We start from the raw sequence: 19,336 nt of genomic DNA on the forward strand, positions 1-19,336 counted from the left end.
CCTCGATTGTCCGTGCTAGCTTGGCGCCGCCAACTCGAGGCGCCACGCATGAAACCCAGCCTGCTCCGCTTCATCCTCGCCTTGACGCTGCTGCCGTTTTTTTGGACCCCGGCCGGCGCGCAGGCCGTCAGCTTCCCGGAACTCGGCAGCACGCTGCCCAGCCGCACTGACGTGACCTATCTCGATCTGGCGAGGATGGTCATCCCCGACCTGACCGCGGACAAGGACGGCCTTTATAGGGGCGGATTGCCGATCGAGATGCGGCATATCAAGGGACCGAACAGCGGCGGCTCGCCGCCCGAGACGTCGGGCTTTTCCAATGCCGCGGTGCTTGCCATCAAGGCTAGCGGCAAGGACCGGCTGACCATGCTGTTCGACCTTGGCGATTCTCCCGACAGCGCCGAAGGCTATGCGGTGCTGGCGCTCTACGACATCACGGCCAAGCCTGCGCTGCTCGACGCCGTCAATGTCGCGCTCGACCGCGGCACCTATTTCCGCGAACCGGGCAAGCTTCCGTCGGCGCCAGCGATGACGTCCTCATCACCATGAGCGCGCATTTCAATTCGAGCCAGAACTATGTCATCACGCCGCTGATCATGGTCCGCGACGACAAATTCGAGCTGATCGACATGATCTATACATTCGATGAGAACCTGTGCGCCTACAGCCGCAAGCAGGACGTGGCTTTCCAAACCATCACCGACGGCCAGCCCTATGCCGCCATCAAGGTCACGGTCACCGACTCTACTGTGCTGAACGGCGAAAGCTGCGACGACGCGCCGCCAAAACCAGAGTCCCATGAGATTTCCGTCACCTATCACTGGGACGAGAAGGCATCGCGTTACGCCAAGGATTCCGACGCGCTGGACAAATTGGCAGGAGAGAACGCCAAACGCTTCTGAACCAACCGCATTCGTTTGCCCGGCCAAATGGAGCAGGATAAAATCCGCTTAGCCACACCACACATGATGGGGGAACTACCATGGACAAGGGCAAGATCTTTCGCGACCTGCATGCCTCGACCTTCGTCATGCCCAATCCCTGGGACATCGGCACGACGAAGCTGCTTGGCTCGTTCGGCTTCACGGCGCTGGCGACGACCAGCGCCGGCTTTGCCTTCTCGCGCGGCCTGCCGGATGGTTCGGTGACCTTCGACCAGATGATCCACCATTGCCGCGAAGTGACGGCGGCGACCAGCCTGCCTGTCTCCGCCGACCTCGAGAAAGGCAAGGGCGACAGCGCCGAGCAGGCCGCCGAAACCATTTTCGCGGCGGAGGCTGCCGGCCTTGCCGGCTGCTCGATCGAGGACCACACCGGCGATCCGGACAAGCCAATCTATGATTTCTCCCACGCCGTCGAGCGTGTTGCGGCAGCGGTGGAAGCGGCCCGGGCGCTGAAGCGCGATTTCGTCTTCACCGCGCGAGCGGAAAATTTCCTGTGGGGCAAATCCGACCTCGACGACACGATCAAGCGGCTGCAGGCGTTCGAGAAGGCCGGGGCCGACGTGCTCTATGCACCGGGCATTGGCGACGTCGAAATGATCCGCACGGTCTGCTCGGCGGTCAGCAAGCCGGTCAACGTCATGGCGGTACCGGGCTTCACCATCGCCGATCTCGCCATGGCCGGCGTCAAGCGTATCTCGCTCGGGCCGTGGTTGACCAATTTCGCCTATGGCATGCTGGAGACGGCGGCGCGCGAAATCCAGCAGGACGGCACCTTCGGCTTCACCCGCGCCGCGATGCCGTTCGGCAAATTACAGGCGCTGTTCGGCAAACCTTCAGCTTAGGTGGGACCCATCGCATGACGCTTACCGTCGTCGATATGCATACTGGCGGCGAGCCGCTCAGGATCGTCACCGGCGGCTATCCCAGTATTCCAAAGGGCACCATCCTGGAAAAGCGCGCCTATGTGCGCGACCATCTCGATCATCTCCGGAAAATCCTGATGTTCGAGCCGCGCGGCCATTACGACATGTATGGCGCCTTGCTGGTCGAACCGGATCTGCCCGGTGCCGACCTCGCCGTGCTGTTCATGCACAATGAGGGCTATTCGACCATGTGCGGCCACGCCATCGTCGCGCTCGGCCGCTATGCCGTCGATGAAGGGCTGGTGGCGAAACAGGAGCCGATCACGACCGTCAACATCGAGGCGCCATGCGGGCTGGTCGTCGCCTCGGTCGAGGTCAGGGACGGCAAGGCCGGCGCGGTATCGTTCGAAAGTGTGCCGGCATTCCTGTTTGCCGGTAGCCAGACGATCGAACTGCCCGGCCATGGCACGATCGGCTTCGACCTCGCCTACGGCGGCGCATTCTACGCGCTGGCCGATTGCCATCAGTTCGGGCTCGAATTCGGCAGCAGCCGTGTGCGTGATTTCGTCGATGCCGCGACGACACTGACGAACCGGCTCAAGACCGAGCTGCCGCTGTCGCATCCCGACCACGCCGACCTTGCATTCCTCTACGGCACCATCCTGACCGATGGCCGCGATGCGTTTGCCGACGAGGCGACCAAAAACATCTGCGTCTTCGCCGAAGCCGAGGTCGACCGCTCACCAACCGGCTCCGGTGTCACCGCGCGGCTGGCGGCCATGCATGCCAAGGGCGAAATCGTGATCGGGCAGACGCGCCTGTTCGAGAGCATTACCGGTTCGCGTTTTTCCGGAGCCGTGGTGCGGACAGCGAAGGCTGGCCCGCACGAAGCGATCATCGCCCGCGTCGGCGGCCGTGCCTATTATTCCGGGCGGGCTGAGTTCATCGTCGAGGCGGACGACGAACTCGGGCGCGGGTTTCTCCTGCGTTAAGCGCGCCGATATCCTGATCGAGCAGCTTCCCGCACCGATATCGCCTTGTGCAGATGCACCATCATGGCGGCGGCGAACAGCGGCGTCACCAGGTTGAGCAGCGGCACGGCGAGGAAGGCCGCGATGAGCAGCCCGGCGAGAAACACGGTGCCGGCATAGTGCCTGCGCAAGGCCCTGGCCTCTTCTTCCCCGCGAAAGCGCATGGCGGCGAACTCGAAGAACTCGCGCCCGAGCAGATAGCCGTTGACGATGAAGAAGGCGGCGATGTTGATGCCCGGCACCAGCAGAAGCAGCAGGGCGACGATATTGCCAAGTATGACAACGCCGAGAAACCGCATCGACAGCACCAGCGAGCGCAGCGCCGGCATGGCGCGGCCGGTCGGATCGCCGGGATAATCGGTGCGCTCGACCACTTCGGCGATATCGTCGAGAAACAGGCCGGCGACAACAGCCGTCACCGGCGCGATGAGCAACGCCATGCCGAAGGCAAGCGCTATTGCCGCGATGATGCCGCCAAGCCACCCGGCCCAGGACGGCATGCCGGGCAACAGCGACTGCAGCCACGGCAGCGCCAGCCACTCGATGAGGCTGGTCAGGCCGAACCACAAGGCCACCAGCGCCAGCAAGGTCAGCCCAAGCGTCTTCACGAACACGGCACGAAACGGAGGCGAGAGCAGCTCAAGGGCCGCAGTGCGGGCAGCGTCCAAAATCACCGTGCTTTACCCCCAGCCTAGCGGACCGAAAAGGCGGACGCTTCCGAGATAGGCAGCGCGGGGCGCGAGCACAAGCGCGGATAGTTCTGGAATTGCTCTACCGCGCAAGCGCCGGCTTGCGAACCGGGATGGTCATGGCAGCGACCCCAGCCACGACAAAGCCCATGCCCAGCCATGCCGTCGAACCGAGGCTTTCGCCGAGGAAAAGAGCGCCGATGCCGACGCCGATCGGCACGCGCAGATAGGCCTGCGAGGTGGTGCCGACCGAGCCCAGCGTGTGGATGAGGCGGAAATAGATAACGAAGGCCAGCGCCGTCGAAAACACCGATAGGCCGAGCAAGGCCAGGATCGACGCGCTCGATGGCGCCAGCGTCCATGGCTGGTCGAACACAAGACTGAGCGGCACCAGTATGATTGCGCCGCACAGCATCGAGCCGGCGGCGGGCAGCATCGGGTCGAGGCCCTTGAAACCGCGGCCGAAAATCGCCGCACCGGCATAGCAGATCGTTGCCGCGACAATTGCCAACTGCGCCCACAGTTCGTGACCGAGACCACCCAGCGCTTCGGTGCCGATGATGAGGCAGATGCCGGCAATGCCGGCGCCGACGCCAATCAGTTTGCGCAAAGTAACCGGCTCGTGGCGGGTAATGAGCGCGGTGAGCAGGAAGGTGAAGATCGGCGAGGTCGCGTTCAAAATGGTGGCGAGGCCGGCATCGACCGAGCGCTCGGCCGCCGCAATCAGGGTGAACGGAATGACGCTGTTGAGGCAGGCCTGGAGGGCGAAGCGGCGCCAGCTTATCGGATCGCCCGGCATAGCGAGCCCGCGCCAGCGGATGATGGCGAACAGGATGCCACCGGCGATCAGCGTGCGGGCGGCAATGAAGGTGACCGGCGGGATTGTCTCGACGCCGATCTTGATGAAGGTGTAGGAAGCACCCCAAAGCAGCGCCAGCACGACGAGCAGCGCCAGGTCGGTCGTCATATCGTTCTTAGTCGACATGCTCTTTGTAGACATGCTCTTTGTAGACATGGGGGGCTGGCTCGTCTTCGAAACGGGATCGGCTGAGCCAGGCTTGTAAGCGGTGCGGCGGCGAAATGCTTCGGCCACGGTCGAATTGTCATAGCGCCTCGGTGCCGATGCGCCTTTGGCTTGTTCCGGCCTGATCCGCCAAAGTTGCGTATGACGCCCTAGGCAAACCTGTTTCAAATCGCTAGACCCGCGCCGGGCCGGCGTGGCAAGAAGCCAGCTCGGGTTTTTGGCGGAGATTTTGATGCCGGATTATGACGTGCTCTGCATCGGCAATGCCATTGTCGACATCATCGCCCAGTGCGACGAGGCGTTCCTCGAGACCAACGGCATCATCAAGGGCGCGATGAACCTCATCGACACAAGGCGCGCCGAGTTGCTCTACAGCCGCATGGGTCCGGCGATCGAGGCGTCCGGCGGCAGCGCCGGCAACACGGCGGCCGGCGTCGCCAGCTTCGGCGGCCGCGCCGCTTTCTTCGGCAAGGTCTCCAACGATGCGCTGGGCGAAATCTATGCCCACGACATCCATGCGCAGGGCGTCGCCTTCGATACCAGGCCGCTCAAGGGCGAGCCGCCGACGGCGCGCTCGATGATCTTCGTCACCCCTGACGGCGAGCGCTCGATGAACACCTATCTCGGCGCCTGCGTCGAGCTCGGGCCGGAGGATGTCGAGGCCGACAAGGCCTCTGGCGCCAGGGTCACCTATTTCGAAGGCTATCTGTGGGATCCGCCGCGCGCCAAGGAAGCAATCCGCCAGACGGCGATGCTGGCGCACGCGGCAGGCCGCGAAGTGTCGATGACCCTGTCGGATTCGTTCTGCGTCGACCGCTACCGCGACGAGTTCCTCGAGCTGATGCGTTCGGGTACCGTCGACATCGTCTTTGCCAACAGCCACGAGATCAAGTCGCTTTACCAGACGGCATCATTCGACGAAGCGCTGGCGCAGATCCGCAAGGATTGCCGCATCGCCGCCGTGACCCGCTCGGAAAAAGGCTCGGTGATCGTGCGCGGCGACGAGACCGTGGTAATCAAGGCGACCGCGATCAAGGAGCTGGTCGACACGACGGGTGCCGGCGATCTCTATGCCGCCGGCTTCCTGCACGGCTACACGCAAGGCCGCGACCTGCAGACCTGCGGCGACCTTGGCTCACTGGCCGCCGGATTGGTGATCCAGCAGATCGGCCCCAGACCCCGTCAGAATTTGCGCCGCGAGGCTGAGCAGGCTGGGTTGCTGTAGGGACAACTGCCGATCTCCCCCCTCGTGGGGGAGATGGCCGGCAGGCCAGAGGGGGGCGCTGTCCCGCCGGCATCTCCAAGGCTTTACATTGCCATCAGCCCAAAAATAGACGGCATGAATTCCATGGCGTGGCGTCGGCCGAAGCGCGGGCGCAAACATCACTCCGTAGCGCTCTACGGCGCCCACCTCTGCCCTGCCGGGCATCTCCCCCACGAGGGGGGAGATTGGCAGCGTCGCGCGGCTGTCACACATCGCACCTACACGCAATCTGGGCGTCCCGCGACTGACATTTCAGGGTGCCAATAGCCAGTTGGGGTGTCAAGACATGCAAGACAGCAAGCTGTCGGGCGGCCGGACCTGTTGCCGCCGTGATTTCCGTTTTCCGCACTAGAAATTCGGCAACCGGCCGCGGCTGTGGGAGGAGCGCGCGGCCCGGAAGACAGAAGCATGAACAGATTTCAGACAACCGCCATCAAGCAGGACGACTTCGCGGAGATGGTCGCGGAGGATGTCGAACGCGCGCTTGCCCACTATGACGAGGCCATCAACAAGCCGACCATGGTCTCGGTCGGCAAGATCGCCGGCAGCATAGCGTCCGCCGTCACCTTGCTGTCGCCGAAGCACCAGCGCGCCATCGACGCCATCCATGCCGACCTGCCCGGCCTGGCCTCGAAATTCGTGCGCGCGCTGGCGGCGGAAGCCGCGCGCCGCAGCGAAGCCGGTATTGCCGGCGCCACAAATCCAACGACGATCCTGGTGGCCGATGCCGGGCAAACGCTTCCGTCGCTGCCAAAGTCCGACGACCTCGAATCGATGCTGATCGAGGACTGGGCGGGCCGCGTCGCCGGATCGACCTATCTGGAAGAGAATTTGCGCATCGCCCGCTCGACCCTGCATCGCTGGCAGCGGCGAGGCGAGGTCATCGCCTTGCGCAAGGGTGGCCGCAAGCACGTCTTCCCGCTGGCGCAGTTCGTCGACGGCAGGCCGGTGGCGGGTGTCCGCGACGTGCTGTCCCTGATCAGCAATCCGAGGCTCGCCTGGCTATGGCTGACGCGCCCCGCGGCGCAGCTCGACGGCCGCATCCCGATCGACCTGCTGCGGCAGGATCAGGTCGACGAGGTCGTCGAGGCGGCGCGAGTGTTCGCGCCGGGCTGAGGGTTTCGCGGAATTGCCAGACGACTACTAGCTTCGCCTCTTTTCTTTCGTCCCGCAGCGTGACCCGCTCCTCAAGTCCCCGCTGTATAGGCCGCTATCGCCGCCATGTTCACGATATCGCTGTCCTTGGCGTTCAGCGACACAATCTGAACCGGCTTGTTCAAGCCGACCAGCAGCGGGCCGATCACCGTCGAGCCGCCGAGTTCCTGCAGCATCTTGGTCGAGATCGAGGCTGAGTGGAACGCCGGCATGATCAGCACGTTGGCCGGGCCGGTCAGCCGGATGAAGGGATATTGCGCCATGGCGCGGGCGTTGAGGGCGACGTCGGCGGCCATTTCGCCGTCATATTCGAAATCGACGCGGCGCTTGTCGAGGATGCGCACCGCTTCCTGGACCCGTTCGGAGCGCTCGCCCTGCGGATGGCCGAAGGTCGAATAGGCGAGCATGGCGAGCCGTGGCTCGTAGCCCATGCGGCGGGCAAAGCCTGCGGCCTCCTCGGCGATGTCGGCGATCTGCTCGGCATTGGGCATGTCGTGCACGGCGGTGTCGGCGACGAGCACGGTCTTGCCCCGCGCCAGCACGATCGAGACGCCGATGACGCGGTGGCCGGGCTTGGCGTCGATGACGCGGCGGATGTCTTCGAGCGCGGTCGAATAGTTGCGGGTGACGCCGGTGACGATGCCGTCGGCGTCGCCCAGCGCCACCATGCAGGCGGCAAAGTGGTTGCGGTCGTTGTTGATCAGGCGCTGGCAGTCGCGGAACAGGAAGCCTTTGCGCTGCATGCGTTCGTAGAGATAGTCGGTGTAGATGCCGTTGCGGCGCGACAGCCGGGCGTTGATGATCTCGATGCCTTGCTTGTTGAGGTCGATGCCGGCGTGCTTGGCGTTTTCCTTGATGACGTCGTCGCGACCGAGCAGGATGGCGGTGCCGAGCTTCTGGTTCACGTAGGAGACGGCGGCGCGCATGACCTGCTCCTCCTCGCCCTCGGCAAAGACGATGCGCTTGGGCTGGCGGCGCACACGGTCGTAGATGCGCTGCAGGGTCGAGGCAATCGGATCGCGGCGGGCGGACAGCTCCTGCGCGTAGCGGTCGAGGTCGAGGATCGGCTTGCGGGCGACGCCTGAATCCATCGCCGCCTTGGCCACCGCAATCGGGATGGCCGAGATCAGGCGCGGGTCGAACGGCACCGGGATGATGTAGTTGGGGCCGAATTTCGGCCTGTTGCCCTGATAAGCGGCGGCGACGTCGTCAGGTACGTCCTGGCGCGCCAGTGCCGCCAGCGCCTGGGCGGCGGCGATCTTCATGTCGTCGTTGATGGTGGTGGCACGCACATCCAGCGCGCCGCGGAAGATGTAGGGGAAGCCGAGCACATTGTTGACCTGGTTCGGATAGTCCGACCGTCCGGTGGCCATAATGGCGTCGGTGCGGATCTCGGCCAATTCCTCCGGCGTGATTTCCGGGTCTGGGTTGGCCATGGCGAAGATGATCGGGTTCTTGGCCATCGACTGCACCATGGCGGTGGTCAGCGCGCCCTTGGCCGAGAGGCCGAGGAAAACGTCGGCGCCGTCGAGCGCCTCGGCGAGGCTGCGCGCCTCGGTCTTGACCGCATGCGCCGATTTCCACTGGTTCATGCCTTCGGTGCGGCCTTGGAAAACCACGCCCTTGGTGTCGCACAAAGTGATGTTTTCGGGCGCGAAGCCCATCGCCTTCATCAGCTCGATGCAGGCGATCCCTGCGGCACCGGCGCCGTTGCAGACCATTTTCGTGGTCTTCATGTCGCGGCCGGTGATTTCCAGTGCGTTGATCAGGCCGGCGGACGAGATGATGGCGGTGCCGTGCTGGTCGTCGTGGAAGACGGGAATGTCCATCAATTCGCGCAGACGCTGCTCGATGATGAAGCACTCCGGCGCCTTGATGTCCTCGAGGTTGATGCCGCCGAAAGACGGGCCGAGGAAGCGCACGCAGTTGATGAACTCGTCGGCGTCCTCGGTGTCGACCTCGAGATCGATGGAATCGACATCGGCAAAGCGCTTGAACAGCACCGCCTTGCCCTCCATCACCGGTTTCGAGGCCAGCGCGCCGAGATTGCCGAGGCCGAGAATGGCGGTGCCGTTGGAGATGACGGCGACCATGTTGCCGCGCGTCGTGTAGTCGAAGGCGCGCGAGGGGTCTTCGGCGATGGCCAGAACCGGAACCGCGACACCAGGCGAATAGGCGAGGCTCAGGTCGCGTTGCGTTGCCATCGGCTTGGTGGCGACGACCTCCAGCTTGCCCGGCCGACCCATGGCATGGAATTCTAGCGCTTCCTGCGCGCTGACGGACGGCCCGCTGTTCTCGGTTTTCTTGGCCATGATGTTCTTGATTTCCTCGCCGGTGCAGCACCTCGTTGAAGCGGGTGCTTTGTGTCGGTCCGAATTAAGACCACGCGCCGCCGCGTGTAAACCGCCAGCGCGCGGGAATCGCGGTTGGTGCGAGTGATTGCGGGCAATCGGCCGTCTCGGTCGTCCCCTGTTTTTCGACGCCCCGGCATTAAACCACGCGATCACATCTGCTAGCGTGCCGCGCATGAATATGCACAGCCCGAACGAGCCGGATGCTCCCGACGCGATGACGCCGGCGCCGACTGTCCACGCCGGCGCCACGCCGATGATAGAGCAGTTCATCGAGATCAAGGCGGCAAACCCGGATTCGCTGCTGTTCTATCGCATGGGCGATTTCTACGAGCTGTTCTTCGACGATGCCGAGAAGGCAAGCCGGGCGCTAGGCATCGTCTTGACCAAACGCGGTAAGTATCAAGGGCTCGACATCCCGATGTGCGGCGTGCCGGTGCATGCGGCCGACGACTATCTGCAGAAGCTGATCGGCCAGGGTTTTCGCGTTGCCGTCTGCGAGCAGATCGAGGATCCGGCCGAAGCCAAGAAACGCGGCGGCAAATCGGTGGTGCGCCGCGACGTGGTACGGCTGGTGACGCCGGGTACCATCACCGAGGACAAATTGCTGGCGCCCTCGGAATCGAGTTTCCTGATGGCGTTGGGGCGGGTGAAGGGCGGAGCGGACCACTCCTTCGCCTTGGCCTGGATCGACATCTCGACCGGCGCCTTCCGCGTCACTGACACCACCGCCGACCGGCTGCTGGCCGACATTTTCCGTGTCGATCCGCGCGAATTGATCGTCGCCGAGCCGGTGTTCCATGATCCGGAGTTGAAGCCAGTGTTCGACGTGCTCGGCCGCGTCGCCAGCCCGCAGCCGCCCTCGCTGTTCGATTCGGCCTCGGCCACCGGGCGCATCGCCCGCTTCTTCGATGTGGCGACGCCGGACTCGTTTGGCGCCTTTTCGCGTGCCGAACTGTCGGCGATCTCGGGCGCCATCGCCTATGTTGAAAAGACGCAGAAGGCCGAGCGCCCGCCGCTGTCGCGGCCCGAGCGCGAGGAGCAGGGCTCGACCCTGTTCATCGATCCGGCGACACGCGGCAATCTCGAGCTGCTGCGCACGCTGTCGGGCAGCCGCGAAGGTTCGCTGTTCAAGGCGATCGACCGCACGGTCACGGGCGGCGGCGCAAGGCTGCTCGCCGACCGGCTGATGGCCCCGCTGACCGATCCGGTGGCGATCGGCGCGCGCCTGGATTCCGTGTCGTTCTTCCGCTCTGAAACGCGGCTCTGCCAGGCGGTGCGGTCGAGCCTGAAGCGCGTCGCCGACATGCCGCGCGCTTTGTCCAGGCTGGCGCTCAACCGGGGTGGGCCGCGCGACCTCGGCGCGCTGCGCGCCGGTTTCGAAGCGGCCGGCGCGATCGCTGAAATCTTTGCCGCGACCGCCCTGTCCGGGGAACTCGCGGCCGCACTCGCCGCCATCCATGCGCTGCCCCAGGCGCTGGCCCAGCATCTGACGCAGGCGCTTGGCGACGAAATGCCGCTGCTCAAGCGCGATGGCGGTTTCGTTCGCGGCGGCTACCATGCCGATCTCGACGAGATGCGGGCGCTGCGCGACGAATCGCGAAAGGTGATCGCCGGGCTGGAGCGCTCGCTGATCGACGAGACCGGCATCCGCTCGCTAAAAATCCGGCACAACAATGTGCTTGGCTATTACATCGAGGTGACGGCCAACCACCATGCGGTCATGACCGGCAGCGATGGCGCCAAGGCGCGCTTCATCCACCGCCAGACCATGGCCAACGCCATGCGCTTCACCACGACCGAGCTGGCCGAGCTCGAGACCAAGATCGCCAATGCCGCCGACCGCGCACTCAGCATCGAGCTGGCCGCCTTCGACGCGCTGACGGCGGAAGCGGTCGGCGAAGCGAAGAATATCCGCGCCGGTGCGGATGCGCTGGCCGTGCTCGACGTGTCGGCGGCACTCGCGCTTCTGTCGGAGAGCGAGGCCTGGTGCCGGCCGGTGGTGGATTCCAGCCTCGCCTTCGAGATTGCGGGCGGCCGGCATCCAGTGGTCGAGCAGGCCTTGCGCCGTTCGGGCGAAGGCCCTTTCGTCGCCAATGATTGCGACCTGTCGCCGGAAGGCAGCGCCAAGAACGGCGCGATCTGGCTCCTGACTGGCCCGAACATGGGCGGCAAGTCGACATTCCTTAGGCAGAACGCGCTGATCGCCATTCTGGCCCAGACCGGTTCGTTCGTGCCGGCAACATCGGCCCATATCGGCGTCGTCGACCGGCTGTTCTCGCGCGTCGGCGCCTCGGACGATCTGGCGCGCGGCCGCTCGACCTTCATGGTCGAAATGGTCGAGACGGCGGCAATCCTCAACCAGGCCGGCGAACGGGCGCTGGTGATCCTCGACGAGATCGGTCGCGGCACCGCCACTTTCGACGGTCTGTCGATCGCCTGGGCGGCGGTAGAATATCTGCACGAAAAGAACCGCTGCCGGGCGATCTTCGCCACTCATTTCCACGAAATGACTTCGCTGGCCGGCAAGCTGGCGCGGCTGCACAATGTCACCATGCGGGTCAAGGAATGGGAAAACGACGTCGTCTTCCTGCACGAAGTCGGCAAGGGTGCCGCCGACCGCTCCTACGGGGTGCAGGTGGCGCGGCTGGCCGGCCTGCCGGAAGCGGTGGTCGACCGAGCCAAGGAGGTTCTGCACCAACTGGAAGAGGGCGAGGTTTCGGGCAAGACGAATCGCCTCGTCGACGATTTGCCACTGTTTTCGGTGGCGGTGAAGCGGGAAGCGCCGAAGCCGGTCAAGAGCGACGCACTGGGTGTGGCGCTGGGCGAGATCAATCCGGACGAGATGACGCCGAGGGAGGCGCTCGAGGCATTGTATAGGCTGAAGGGGATGATATAGCCGGCAAAGGTCGGCGGGACAGCACCCCCCTCTGCCCTACCGGGCATCTCCCCCGCAAGGCCGCAAGGGGGGAGATTGGCAGCTTCCGCGCTCCGCTGCCCTGCATAGTTGGTGATTGGCGAAAGCCAAGGTGACGTCCGATCTCCCCCCTTGCGGGGGAGATGTCCTGCAGGACAGAGGGGGTGTGACGGAATGCGGCCTGCGCTATCAGCCCTCCTAAATCATCTCCAACCCGCGCTTGCGCGCTGGCGGCGGGAAGGCACGGTCGAGATCGGCGATGTCCTGTGGCGTAAGCTTGATGTCGAGTGCGGCGACGTTCTGGCGGACGTGCTCCTGGCTGCTGGCCTTCGGGATGGCGATGACGCCGTCCTGGTGCATCACCCAGGCTAAAGCGATTTGCGCCGGGGTCGCGTTGTAGCGGGCGGCGACGGCGTCGAGCCGAGCATTGCGGGCCAACGCACCCTGCTCGACCGGCGAATAGGCCATCAGCGGAATGCCGCGCTGCCGGCTCCAGGGCGCCAGGTCGAATTCGAGGCCGCGCCGGACCAGATTGTAGAGCACCTGGTTGGTCTGGACATTGTTGCCGTCGGACAAGCCGGCCAGCTCTTCCATCTCGTCGGTGTCGAAATTGCTGACGCCCCAGTGGCGGATCTTGCCTGCCTTTTTCAGAGCCTCGAAGGCCGCGACGGTTTCCGCCAACGGCACGCTGCCGGGCCAATGCAGCAGATAAAGATCGATGCGGTCAGTGCGCAGGCGTTTCAGGCTGTTTTCGCAGGCGCGCTGCACGCCCGCGCGCGAAGCGTTGGACGGCAGCACTTTCGAAACGAGGAAGGTCTCGTCGCGGCGCCCGGCAATGGCCTCGGCCACCACCTCCTCGGCGCCGCCGTCGGCATACATTTCGGCGGTGTCGATTAGCGTGATGCCAAGGTCGAGGCCGAGCTTGAGAGCATTGACCTCATCGGCGCGGCGACGGGCATCTTCGCCCATCTTCCATGTCCCCTGACCAAGCACCTGAACGGCTTCGCCAGACGGCAGTTTGGTGGTTCTGATGGTCGATGGCATAGCGGGCTCCGATTGAGACCGGATCGCATCACAGGCTGGGCGAGAAATCCAGAGGCGTTCTCGTCGCCTTGCCAATTGCCGAAAGCTTACTTGACCGGATGGGCGGCGAGCCAGGCCTGCATCTGCTTGATCTCGGCTTCCTGCGCGGCGATGACGCCTTCGGCCAGCTTGCGGATTTCCGGATCCTTGCCGTTGGCAAGCTCGACCTTGGCCATATCGATCGCACCCTGATGGTGCGGGATCATGCCGCGGACGAAATCGACGTCGGCATTGCCGGTGTATTCAGATGCCATCATGTCGGCATGCATCTTGTCCATCGCTGCCTTGTAGCCTTCGGTCGAAGGACTGGTGGCGTCCGTCGCCATGGCGCCCATGTCGTGTTTCATCTCTTCGCTCTGCGCCGGAACGCTTTCGAGGAAGACGGCAACCAGCATTCCGGCCGCCATCAGGAGCAGCACGATTTTTTTAGCCAAGGTCATTCATGGTCTCCTGTTGAATGGTTTCGTATTTGGGGGCTTCGATCAGAGTTTCAATGTTCTCAGCCGCAATGCATTGGCGATTACCGACACCGACGACAGGCTCATCGCCGCCGCCGCCAGCATCGGCGACAGAAGCGTGCCGGTGAGCGGATAGAGCACGCCGGCGGCGACCGGCACGCCAAGCACGTTGTAGAGGAAGGCAAAGAACAGGTTCTGGCGAATGTTGCGGATCGTCGCCTGCGCCAGGGTGCGGGCGCGGACGATGCCGTTGAGGTCGCCCTTGACCAAGGTAATGCCAGCGCTTTCGACGGCGACATCGGCGCCGGTGCCCATGGCGATGCCGACATCGGAGGCAGCAAGGGCCGGTGCATCGTTGACGCCGTCGCCGGCCATGGCGACAGCAGCGCCTTTGGCGCGCAGCTCATCGATGAGCGCTGCCTTCTGTTCCGGCAGCAGGCCGGCGCGAACCTCATCGATGCCAAGGCTTCTGGCGATGGCGTTGGCTGTGCGTTCATTGTCGCCGGTCGCCATGATGATCCTCAAGCCACTGTCATGCAGCGCCTTGATCGCCTCTGCGGTGGTCGCCTTGACCGGGTCGGCGACGGCGACGATGCCGGCCAGTCTGTTGCCGATAGCGACGAACATCGCCGTCTTGCCTTCGAACTGCAGCGCCTCGGCCTTGGCCGAGATGGATGCGACATCGATGCCAAGATCGGCCATCATCGTGGCGTTGCCGAGCGCGACCTTCTTTCCCGACACGATCCCCGACACACCCTTGCCGGTGACCGCCTCGAAGCCGCTGGCCTCGGCAACGGTCACGCCGCGCGTGGCGGCGCCGTCGACGATCGCCTCGGCCAGCGGATGCTCCGACCCCTTCTCCAGGCTCGCGGCAAGCACCAGCAATTCGTCCTCGGAAAAACCGTTTGCCGCAACGACATCGGTCAGTTTCGGACGGCCTTCGGTCAGCGTTCCCGTCTTGTCGACGATCAGCGTGTCGACGGAGGCGAAGCGTTCGAGCGCGGCGGCTTCCTTGATCAGCACGCCGGCATGAGCGCCCCGCCCGGTGGCGGTCATGATCGACATCGGCGTGGCGAGGCCGAGCGCACAGGGGCAAGCGATGATCAGCACCGATACCGCCGAGACGATGGCAAAGATCAGGCTGGGCTCGGGTCCGAACATGGCCCAGGCAATGAAAGCGGCAATCGCAACGAGAACGACGGCCGGGACAAAGTAGAAGGAAACGCGATCGGCCAACCCCTGAATCGGGGCACGCGAGCGCTGCGCCTTGGCGACGAGATCGACGATGCGCGCCAGCGTCGTCTCGGCGCCGACCTTCTCAGCGCGCATGATCAGCGAACCATTCTTATTGAGCGTGCCTCCGGTCAGTGCATCGCCCTCGGCCTTCTCGACCGGCAACGGCTCGCCCGTGATCATCGATTCGTCGATCGAGGAGCGGCCCTCCAGCACCGTGCCATCGACCGGCACGGCGTCGCCGGGGCGTATGCGCAGACGATCGCCGGCCTTGACCGCGTCGAGCGGCACGTCGTTTTCGGAACCGTCGGCGGCGATCAGCCGCGCGGTCTTCGGCGCGAGATCAAGCAAGGCGCGGATCGCCGAGCCGGTCTTTTCACGGGCGTGCAGCTCCAGCACCTGGCCAAGGAAGACCAGCGCGACGATGACGGCGGCAGCCTCGAAATAGACCGGCACCGCACCGCCATGGCCGCGGAACTGATGCGGAAAGATATCCGGAAACAGCGTGGCGACGACGCTGTAGAGATAGGCAGCACCAACGCCGAGCGAGATCAGCGTCCACATGTTGGGGCTGCGGTTGACGATCGAGTCCCAGCCGCGATGGAAGAAGGGCAGCGCCGCCCACAGCACGACGGGACTGGCCAATGCCAGTTCCAGCCAGACCATGATCCGCTCATCGATAAGGGACGAAAACGTTAGGCCCAGCATCGGCGCCATGGCGACGATCAGCAAAGGAACCGACAGCACGGCGCTGACCCAGAACCGCCTGGTGAAATCGACCAATTCCGGGTTCGGTCCTTCGTCACCGGTGGGTACGCCCATTGGCTCAAGCGCCATGCCGCATTTCGGGCAGGATCCTGGCTTGTCTCGGATGATTTCGGGATGCATCGGGCAGGTGTATTGCGTGCCCTTGGGCATCGGCTGCGATGCCGGCCCGTCGCCGAGATATTTTTGCGGCTCGGCCTCGAATTTCGCCTGGCAAGCGGCGGAGCAGAAATAGAAGCCCTGACCTTCGTGGCGGACAAAATGCTTTGCGGTTGCGCGGTCGACACTCATGCCGCAGACGGGATCGGTGGCCGTCAGGAATCTTTCCGGCTCGGCGGCGAATTTCGTGCGGCAGCCCTGGCTGCAGAAATGATAGAGATGGCCATCATGCCCGGCCGTGGGCTTGCCGGCGGCGGGATCGACGATCATGCCGCAAACCGGGTCGCGGACGACGCTCTTCGCGGCAGGCGCGGCGCCCTTCGCCGAACAGCAGCTGCCATGCGCGTGATGATCGTGATCGGAATGCGTCATTCGAAAAAGCCTTGATGTCTGGCAAAAATGCCTTGGTGTCTGAATTCCAAAGCGGAGGTAGGGCTTCCAGTTACTGGAAGGTCAAGAGCTGGTTTCGACTTTTCTTGTTGGCAGCGACTGTCAGGCACTTGTGGGGAACGTGTCAGCCCGCCCCATACCCAGCGCCGCGAAAACGCGCTATAGACGCCGCCGAAACGGCAAGGCCGACCTGGAAATATGGCAAGAATCTCCCTGAAGCTCGACGAACTCATCGACGGCGAAGCCTTGCGCCGCGAAATGACCGCGCTGACCGCGGCTACGGCAGGTGACGGCTCCGGACAGGCCGCGCGCAGCGGCGTGCTCCAGCTGCTCAAGGGGCGGCTCACAGAGGGGCGCGCCATTGCCGAACGCATGCTGAGGGACGACGGCAGCGGCAGCGCCTGCGCGGCGCGGCTGTCGCATCTCATGGATGAGATCATCCGGGCGCTTTACGATTTCGCCGTCACCCATGTCTACCGGGTTAAGAACCCGTCTTCGGCGGAGCGCATGGCCGTCGTCGCCGTCGGCGGCTATGGCCGCGGCACGCTGGCGCCGGGGTCCGATATCGACCTGTTGTTCCTGCTGCCCTACAAACAGACGCCGTGGGGCGAACAGACCGTCGAATACATGCTCTACATGCTGTGGGATTTGGGGCTGAAGGTCGGCCACGCCACCCGCAACATCGATGAATGCCTGCGCCTGTCACGCACCGACGTCACCATCCGCACATCGATCCTCGAAGCACGTTTCCTGTGGGGCGAGGAAAAGCTCTATGACGAACTGATGCTGCGCTTCGACCATGAGGTGGTACGCACGACCGGCCCCGAATATGTCCAGGCCAAGCTTGCCGAACGCGACGACCGCCATGCCAAGGCGGGCGAAAGCCGCTATCTCGTCGAACCCAACGTCAAGGATGGCAAGGGCGGCCTGCGCGACCTGCAGACGCTGTTCTGGATCGGCAAATATTTCTACCGCGTGCGTACCGGCGAGGAGCTGGTCGACAAGGGCGTCTTCACGGAGGGCGAATACCGCGAGTTCCAGAAAGCCGAAGACTTCCTGTGGGCGGTACGCTGCCACATGCATTTCCTCACCGGCAAGGCCGAGGAACGGCTGCATTTCGACATCCAGCGTGAGATCGCCGAACGGCTCGGCTACACCACGCACCCCGGCCTGTCGGCGGTCGAGCGCTTCATGAAGCACTATTTCCTGGTCGCCAAGGATGTCGGCGACCTGACCCGCATCTTCTGCGCCGCGCTCGAGGAAGAGCAGGCCAAGCACGTGCCGGGCTTCAACCGCATCTTCCTGACCTTCTCGCGGCGCAAGCGCAAGCTGGCCGGCACCTCCGACTTCATTGTCGACAACCACCGCATCAACATCGCCGACGACCAGGTGTTCGAGCGCGATCCGGTCAACCTGCTGCGGCTGTTCTGGTTCGCCGACAAGCACGGCCTGGAATTCCACCCCGATGCGCTGAAGCTGCTGACCCGCTCGCTCGGCCTGGTCAACAAGTCGCTGCGGCGCGACGAGGAGGCCAACCGGCTGTTCCTCGACATTCTGACTTCGGACCGCAATGCCGAACTCAACCTGCGGCGCATGAACGAGGCCGGGCTGCTCGGCAGACTGATCCCGGATTTCGGCAAGATCGTCGCCATGATGCAGTTCTCGATGTACCACCACTACACGGTGGACGAACACCTGATCCGCTGCATCGGCGTGCTGGCCGAGATAGAGCGCGGCGACGGCGAAAAACTCCATCCCCTGTCGCACACGCTGATGCCGGGCCTGAAGAAGAGCCGCGAGGCGCTCTATGTCGCCGTGCTGCTGCACGACATCGCCAAGGGCAGGCCCGAGGACCATTCGGAAGCCGGCGCCAGGATCGCGCGCCGTATCTGCCCGCATATGGGGCTGTCGCCAGCCGACACCGAAACCGTTGCCTGGCTGGTCGAGAACCACCTCGTGATGTCGATGACGGCGCAGACCCGCGACCTCAACGACCGCAAGACCATCGAGGATTTCGCCGCGATCGTGCAATCGGTCGAGCGGCTGAAGCTGCTTTTGATCCTGACCGTCTGCGACATCAGGGGCGTTGGACCCGGTGTCTGGAACGGCTGGAAGGGCCAGTTGCTGCGCACGCTCTATTACGAGACCGAATTGCTGTTGACCGGCGGGTTTTCGGAAGTATCGCGCGCCCAGCGCACGGCGGCGGCGCGCGAGCTTCTGGCCGAGGCGCTTGCCGACTGGCCGGACAAGGCCCGCAAGCGCTATGTCGGCCAGCACTACGAGAATTACCTTTTGACCGTGGATCTCGCCGACCAGTTGCGCCACGCCGAGTTCATCCGCGAAGCGGACGCGTCGGGCAACAAGCTCGCCACCATGGTCAAGACCCACCAGTTCGAGGCAGTGACCGAAATCACCGTGCTGGCGCAGGACCATCCGCGCCTGCTCTCGGTCATCGCCGGGGCCTGTGCTGGAGCCGGCGGCAACATCGTCGACGCACAGATCTTCACAACGTCGGACGGCCGCGCCCTCGACACCATCCTGATCTCGCGGGAATTCGACCGCGACGAAGACGAGCGCCGGCGCGCCGAGCGTGTCGGCCGGCTGATCGAGGATGTGCTGTCGGGCAAGAGCTGGCTGCCGGAGATGATCGAGAAGCGCACCAAGCCACGGCGCGGCTCCAAGGTGTTCAAAATCCCGCCACGCGCCGAGATCCGCAACACGCTGTCGAACCGTTTTTCGGTCATCGAGGTCGAGGGTCTGGATCGGCCAGGTCTGCTGTCGGAGATCACCGGAACACTGTCCGACCTTTCGCTCGACATCGCATCGGCCCACATCACCACCTTCGGCGAAAAGGTCATCGACACCTTCTATGTCACCGATCTCACCGGCCAGAAGATCGACAGCCCGGCCCGCATCACCACCATTCGCAACCGGCTGATGGCAACGCTCGAAGGCATCGTGCCCGAACGCGGCGGCAAGGCCAGGGCGGCGGCCGCCGAGTGACCGCCAC

The 19,336-nt window shown here is 64.3% G+C and carries 14 protein-coding genes; 8 read left to right on the forward strand and 6 right to left on the reverse strand.

Annotated features, from left to right (window positions below):
• Positions 1-48 precede the first annotated feature (48 nt).
• From ACSQ3L_RS00860 to ACSQ3L_RS00875, 4 genes are all read left to right on the forward strand, one after another.
• Complete coding sequence (locus ACSQ3L_RS00860; RefSeq protein ID WP_436158216.1) at positions 49-549, forward strand: hypothetical protein; 501 nt, start codon at positions 49-51, stop codon at positions 547-549.
• Positions 546-902 (forward strand): hypothetical protein, encoded by a 357-nt coding sequence (locus ACSQ3L_RS00865; RefSeq protein WP_436158217.1) that lies wholly within the window; start codon positions 546-548, stop codon positions 900-902. Before ACSQ3L_RS00860 ends, ACSQ3L_RS00865 begins: the two co-directional genes overlap by 4 nt.
• 80 nt (positions 903-982) lie before the next feature.
• On the forward strand, positions 983-1,786 hold the full coding sequence (locus ACSQ3L_RS00870; RefSeq protein WP_436158218.1) for an isocitrate lyase/PEP mutase family protein: 804 nt from the start codon (positions 983-985) through the stop codon (positions 1,784-1,786).
• Positions 1,787-1,800: 14 nt separating this feature from the next.
• Positions 1,801-2,799, forward strand: a complete 999-nt coding sequence (locus tag ACSQ3L_RS00875) for a proline racemase family protein (RefSeq protein WP_436158219.1) — start codon at positions 1,801-1,803, stop codon at positions 2,797-2,799.
• On the opposite strand, the gene ACSQ3L_RS00880 is transcribed toward ACSQ3L_RS00875, so the two are convergent.
• Both ACSQ3L_RS00880 and ACSQ3L_RS00885 read right to left on the reverse strand, forming a co-directional pair.
• Entirely contained in the window at positions 2,796-3,512 is a 717-nt protein-coding gene (locus ACSQ3L_RS00880) for a sulfate transporter family protein (protein ID WP_436158220.1), read from the reverse strand. The genes ACSQ3L_RS00875 and ACSQ3L_RS00880 overlap by 4 nt on opposite strands.
• A 97-nt stretch (positions 3,513-3,609) precedes the next feature.
• Positions 3,610-4,512: a DMT family transporter gene (locus tag ACSQ3L_RS00885; RefSeq protein ID WP_436158221.1), complete on the reverse strand. Its 903-nt coding sequence runs from the start codon at positions 4,510-4,512 to the stop codon at positions 3,610-3,612.
• Positions 4,513-4,783: 271 nt separating this feature from the next.
• Between ACSQ3L_RS00885 and ACSQ3L_RS00890 the strand changes: the two genes are divergently transcribed.
• Both ACSQ3L_RS00890 and ACSQ3L_RS00895 read left to right on the forward strand, forming a co-directional pair.
• Complete coding sequence (locus tag ACSQ3L_RS00890) at positions 4,784-5,776, forward strand: adenosine kinase (RefSeq protein ID WP_436158222.1); 993 nt, start codon at positions 4,784-4,786, stop codon at positions 5,774-5,776.
• Positions 5,777-6,223: 447 nt separating this feature from the next.
• On the forward strand, positions 6,224-6,931 hold the full coding sequence (locus tag ACSQ3L_RS00895) for an antitoxin Xre/MbcA/ParS-like domain-containing protein (RefSeq protein WP_436158223.1): 708 nt from the start codon (positions 6,224-6,226) through the stop codon (positions 6,929-6,931).
• A gap of 71 nt (positions 6,932-7,002) precedes the next feature.
• Here the strand turns inward: ACSQ3L_RS00895 and ACSQ3L_RS00900 are convergent, their stop codons facing one another.
• Positions 7,003-9,282: an NADP-dependent malic enzyme gene (locus tag ACSQ3L_RS00900; protein ID WP_436158224.1), complete on the reverse strand. Its 2,280-nt coding sequence runs from the start codon at positions 9,280-9,282 to the stop codon at positions 7,003-7,005.
• Between the two features lie 214 nt (positions 9,283-9,496).
• On the opposite strand from ACSQ3L_RS00900, the gene mutS reads away from it, so the two are divergent.
• On the forward strand, positions 9,497-12,220 hold the full coding sequence (gene mutS / locus ACSQ3L_RS00905; protein ID WP_436158225.1) for a DNA mismatch repair protein MutS: 2,724 nt from the start codon (positions 9,497-9,499) through the stop codon (positions 12,218-12,220).
• Positions 12,221-12,436: 216 nt separating this feature from the next.
• Here mutS and ACSQ3L_RS00910 read toward each other — a convergent pair whose 3' ends face one another.
• From ACSQ3L_RS00910 to ACSQ3L_RS00920, 3 genes are all read right to left on the reverse strand, one after another.
• Positions 12,437-13,282, reverse strand: coding sequence for an aldo/keto reductase (locus tag ACSQ3L_RS00910; RefSeq protein ID WP_436158226.1), 846 nt, complete (start codon positions 13,280-13,282; stop codon positions 12,437-12,439).
• 86 nt (positions 13,283-13,368) lie between these two features.
• Positions 13,369-13,761 carry a CopM family metallochaperone gene (gene copM / locus ACSQ3L_RS00915; RefSeq protein WP_436158227.1) on the reverse strand — a complete coding sequence of 131 codons (393 nt, stop codon included), beginning with the start codon at positions 13,759-13,761 and terminating at the stop codon, positions 13,369-13,371.
• A 42-nt stretch (positions 13,762-13,803) separates the two neighbouring features.
• Positions 13,804-16,308, reverse strand: a complete 2,505-nt coding sequence (locus tag ACSQ3L_RS00920) for a heavy metal translocating P-type ATPase (RefSeq protein WP_436158228.1) — start codon at positions 16,306-16,308, stop codon at positions 13,804-13,806.
• A gap of 216 nt (positions 16,309-16,524) precedes the next feature.
• On the opposite strand from ACSQ3L_RS00920, the gene ACSQ3L_RS00925 reads away from it, so the two are divergent.
• The gene (locus tag ACSQ3L_RS00925) at positions 16,525-19,329 is read left to right on the forward strand and encodes a [protein-PII] uridylyltransferase (protein ID WP_436158229.1); all 2,805 of its coding nucleotides are present in this window, start codon (positions 16,525-16,527) and stop codon (positions 19,327-19,329) included.
• Positions 19,330-19,336: the final 7 nt, after the last annotated feature.

The sequence above is a fragment of the Mesorhizobium sp. LjRoot246 genome (genome assembly GCF_964254115.1).
In the GTDB taxonomy this organism is placed as follows: domain Bacteria; phylum Pseudomonadota; class Alphaproteobacteria; order Rhizobiales; family Rhizobiaceae; genus Mesorhizobium.